General features: G+C 40.5%; 3 protein-coding genes. 1 reads left to right on the forward strand and 2 read right to left on the reverse strand.

Translation table 11 applies throughout. The features are described 5' to 3' along the window. Nucleotides 1–16 precede the first annotated feature (16 nt). Complete coding sequence (locus BFU02S_RS15115; RefSeq protein ID WP_066372418.1) at nucleotides 17–826, reverse strand: YfkD famly protein; 810 nt, start codon at nucleotides 824–826, stop codon at nucleotides 17–19. A 426-nt stretch (nucleotides 827–1252) separates the two neighbouring features. Next, on the reverse strand, nucleotides 1253–2311 hold the full coding sequence (cax, locus tag BFU02S_RS15120; RefSeq protein ID WP_066372421.1) for a calcium/proton exchanger: 1059 nt from the start codon (nucleotides 2309–2311) through the stop codon (nucleotides 1253–1255). A 143-nt stretch (nucleotides 2312–2454) separates the two neighbouring features. Here cax and BFU02S_RS15125 point away from each other — a divergent pair, with 143 nt between their 5' ends. Then, entirely contained in the window at nucleotides 2455–3654 is a 1200-nt protein-coding gene (locus BFU02S_RS15125; protein WP_066372425.1) for an MFS transporter, read from the forward strand. Nucleotides 3655–3711 lie beyond the last annotated feature (57 nt).

Genomic DNA, 3711 nt, shown 5'->3' on the forward strand with positions numbered 1-3711 from the left:
CCCCTTCTTATCATCTTTATCGCGGCCGTTCTGATGCAACAAATCCGAATGAGACGTAATCCTGTACCGGAATCCACGCCCCGATGCCTTGCGAGGTGACGTTCTTCACCACAATAAATTTACGATTTCCTTTCAGCATAAGATATACTTCTCCATAAGTTACTTTTCCTTTTTCACTGATAGCAGGGGCATAGGCATACAGGTACCCAAGACGATTCGGCTGGATGTTATAAACATGGTCGTTTTTGGTGCCTGCGCCAATAATCGTTTCAAATGCCAACGGAAGATTCGTTTTCTGCATGGCTTTTAACATCATCATTTTTTTTACATCTTCTGCATTAGGAATTTTCGAAGTTAAGCCGCCTCTAATAATTTTCTGTGATTCCTGGACATATTTGATTTGATAAGGAGCGTTACCTCCGCGATTATCAAAGTAATTCGTATTAATTTTTTGAAACTCCCAATTTGGAGATGTTTCCGCTGATTCATAGTTCAATGGCCATTGACCAAGGTAAATAATCGCCCGATAGCCAAGGGCAAACGGTGTGCTACTAATACTTGACTCATTTAGCATTCGAATTAAGTCCGGATTTTCAATTTTAACATTGGACGATGAGATCAATTTTTTCGTCAAGGCGCTCGGCTGAAGCAGCGGCAAGTCCTGTGTTGAGTTTGGGTACGTATTTTCCTTTGAAATATTACGGACAGAGGACGGAATTTGGTATTTGACCGATTCTTTTTGAGCAGGAGCCTTTTGGGCACTGGCAACCGGTATTATAGCAGCCATTAAGAATAAAGTCATAAGGACAGACACAATTTTTTTCACGATGGTAAACTCCTTTCACTAAAAGTCTTGTTAGTAGTTTTTTCGGAGTTGAGAAATATTATCCATTATGAATGGCCTTAGAAGTAAATTTTATCCCTGTCCTTTCCATATAAATAGATCATTAGTAACAAAAATGTAGTAATCTGAACATTTACAAAATTGAAATTATCAATTATAATAAACTTAACCTTTTAAAAAGGAGGGCCGTAATCAATCTGCTGAAAGTTTTACCGAAATTACTTAAGGAGGTTGGGATTCACACATACATGACATACACCTCTCGTGTTATTTCTCATTAAAACATGAAGGTTGGTGATTGATGGTCCCAAGAAAAGCGATTGATTTGAAACCCTATAAAATGAAACCGTTTTAGAAAGTTGGCAAGAAAAACGAGACTCTAAGCCGATTGGCTCAGAGTCTTGTTTTTTACAGCAAATAAAACCCGATTCCCATAATGACATAAGCGGCGATCAGAGTGAGTCCTTCAAACCAATTCGATTCACCGTCATTGGAGATGACCACCATGAGAAGCACGGATGAGGCCATCGCGATAAGCTCCTGCCAGCTGAATATGAGCGGCATCGATGTTTCGAATAAAAGCGAGATGAGAACTAAGACAGGTAATACAAACATGGCGACCTGCAAGGTGGAACCGATGGCAATTTCAACTGCGACATCCATTTTATTTTTGTGAGCCATTAATACAGCAGAAGCATGTTCCGCGGCATTGCCGACAATAGCGACAATAATGATTCCGATAAACATTTCTGTCCAGCCAAATGATTTGGCGACATATTCAAAGGTATGAACAAGGTGTTCGGATATATAAGCAACCGCAAGTGTGGCAACAGCCAGAACAAAAATCGCCCTGCCTGTTCCCCAATCAGGCTCTTCTTCCTCATGCTCCATTACTTCACTTGAAGATTTATATACTCCCCGATGGGTGACAAGTTTAAAGAAAAGCGCCGCTAAATAAAGAATAATCAATGTGACTGAAATTCCAACACTGAGGTTGAGTGTCTCCGCATCACTCATATTCATCGAAAAAACTTCCGGAATCACAAAGGCAATCAGGACAGCAAACATTAACAGTCCAGAATTATGCCTGGCATCGTATACATTAAATCGCTGCCTTTTATATTTCAAACCTCCAATAAAAAAAGACAGTCCTGCTACAAGCAGAAGATTCCCAAGAACGGAACCCGTTAATGAAGCAAGAACGACTCCATTCAGGCCGGCTTGTAAAGAAAAGATCGCAATAATCAGCTCTACTGCATTGCCAAACGTCGCATTTAAGAGACCACCAACCCGCGGCCCGGCAATAATAGAAAGACTCTCCGTCGCTCGCCCCATATAACTGGATAGTGCAATGATCGTTATACAATAAATCACAAATAAAACGAGACTTGACCAATGCAGCAAAGTCCCGATAACCGAAAGCGGAACCCCGATTGCCGTTGTGATCATAAACAGTTTTTTTGTCACCGCATTCCCTCCACGATTTATTTTACGATCTAGTTTTTTCAAATAAACCATTCTATTGTAACATTTTTCTTGCAAATGTGGAATTTTCTAGATAACATCAAAGTAGCATCATTGTTTCGAAATATTGAATTGAGGAATGCTTTATGAAAAAAGACACCCTTCGTTTTTGGATTCTTGTTAGCATTGTCGCTATTTCCGGCTTCTCACAAGGCATGCTTCTTCCGCTGATTGCCGTTATTTTTGAAGAAAGCGGCATTTCCTCGTCCTTAAACGGGTTAAATGCAACAGCGCTTTATATTGGCATCCTGCTTGTGTCGCCGTTTATGGAACTGCCCTTAAGAAAATACGGCTATAAACCCATCATTATTTTCGGCGGCGGCCTCGTATGTATCGCGCTGGTCCTATTTCCACTGTGGAAATCTTTTTGGTTTTGGTTTGCATTACGGCTTCTAATCGGAATTGGCGATCATTCATTGCATTTTGCCACGCAAACATGGATTACATCCTTCTCGTCTTTGGAAAGAAGAGGCCGGAATATTGCTTTGTACGGATTATTTTTCGGGATCGGCTTTGCCCTGGGTCCATTGATGACACCTTTAGTCAAAATAAATGAAGCCCTTCCCTTTATCGTATCCTCCCTTCTTTGTTTGATTGGCTGGCTGTTTGTGTTCACTTTGAAAAATGAGCTTCCTGAATATGAAATCGAAAAAAGTTCGTTTTTAGCTGCTATAAAACAATTTAAACAGGCGTTAAATTATGGATGGGTCGCGTTTTTACCGCCGCTGTCCTACGGCTTTTTAGAATCGTCCCTAAATGGGAGTTTCCCAGTTTACGCCTTAAAAAAAGGGATCGATGTCTCCAGTGTTTCTCTTGTTCTGTCTGCATTTGCCATTGGCAGTATTATTACCCAGCTTCCTTTAGGCATGCTCAGTGACCGGTATGGGCGTAGACAAGTCTTGATGACAGTGGGGTTCCTCGGATTTTGCAGTTTTATGGCAGCAAGCTTTCTTGAACATAACGGTATCGGTTTATTTTTGACGTTTTTGATTTCGGGAATGCTGGTCGGTTCCAACTTCTCCCTCGGGATTAGTTACATGGCGGATTTGGTTCCAAAAAGCTTATTTGCCACAGGAAATTTGCTTTGCGGCATTTTTTTCAGTCTCGGCAGCTTGTGCGGCCCACTAATCGGAGGTTTATTTATAAAGTATTTTCAACAAATCAGTTATTTTTACATTATAAGCACACTCCTTTTTACCGTCTCCTTTATCATTTTCGTTTTCGGAAAAAAATCCCATCTGTTAAAAAATTCCATCACAAGCAGGCCAATCAGCCAGGAAAAATGATAAGAACATCTTAAGAGCAAATTCATATGATATATCGTACATCTATGGTAAAATGTC

Source organism: Neobacillus fumarioli NBRC 102428 (assembly GCF_001591485.1).
In the GTDB taxonomy this organism is placed as follows: Bacteria; Bacillota; Bacilli; order Bacillales; family Cytobacillaceae; genus Neobacillus; species Neobacillus fumarioli.

Excerpts from the sequence above, each read along its gene's own strand:
- BFU02S_RS15125 (WP_066372425.1), top strand. The coding sequence starts at position 2,455 with ATGAAAAAAGACACCCTTCGTTTTTGGATTCTTGTTAGCATTGTCGCT.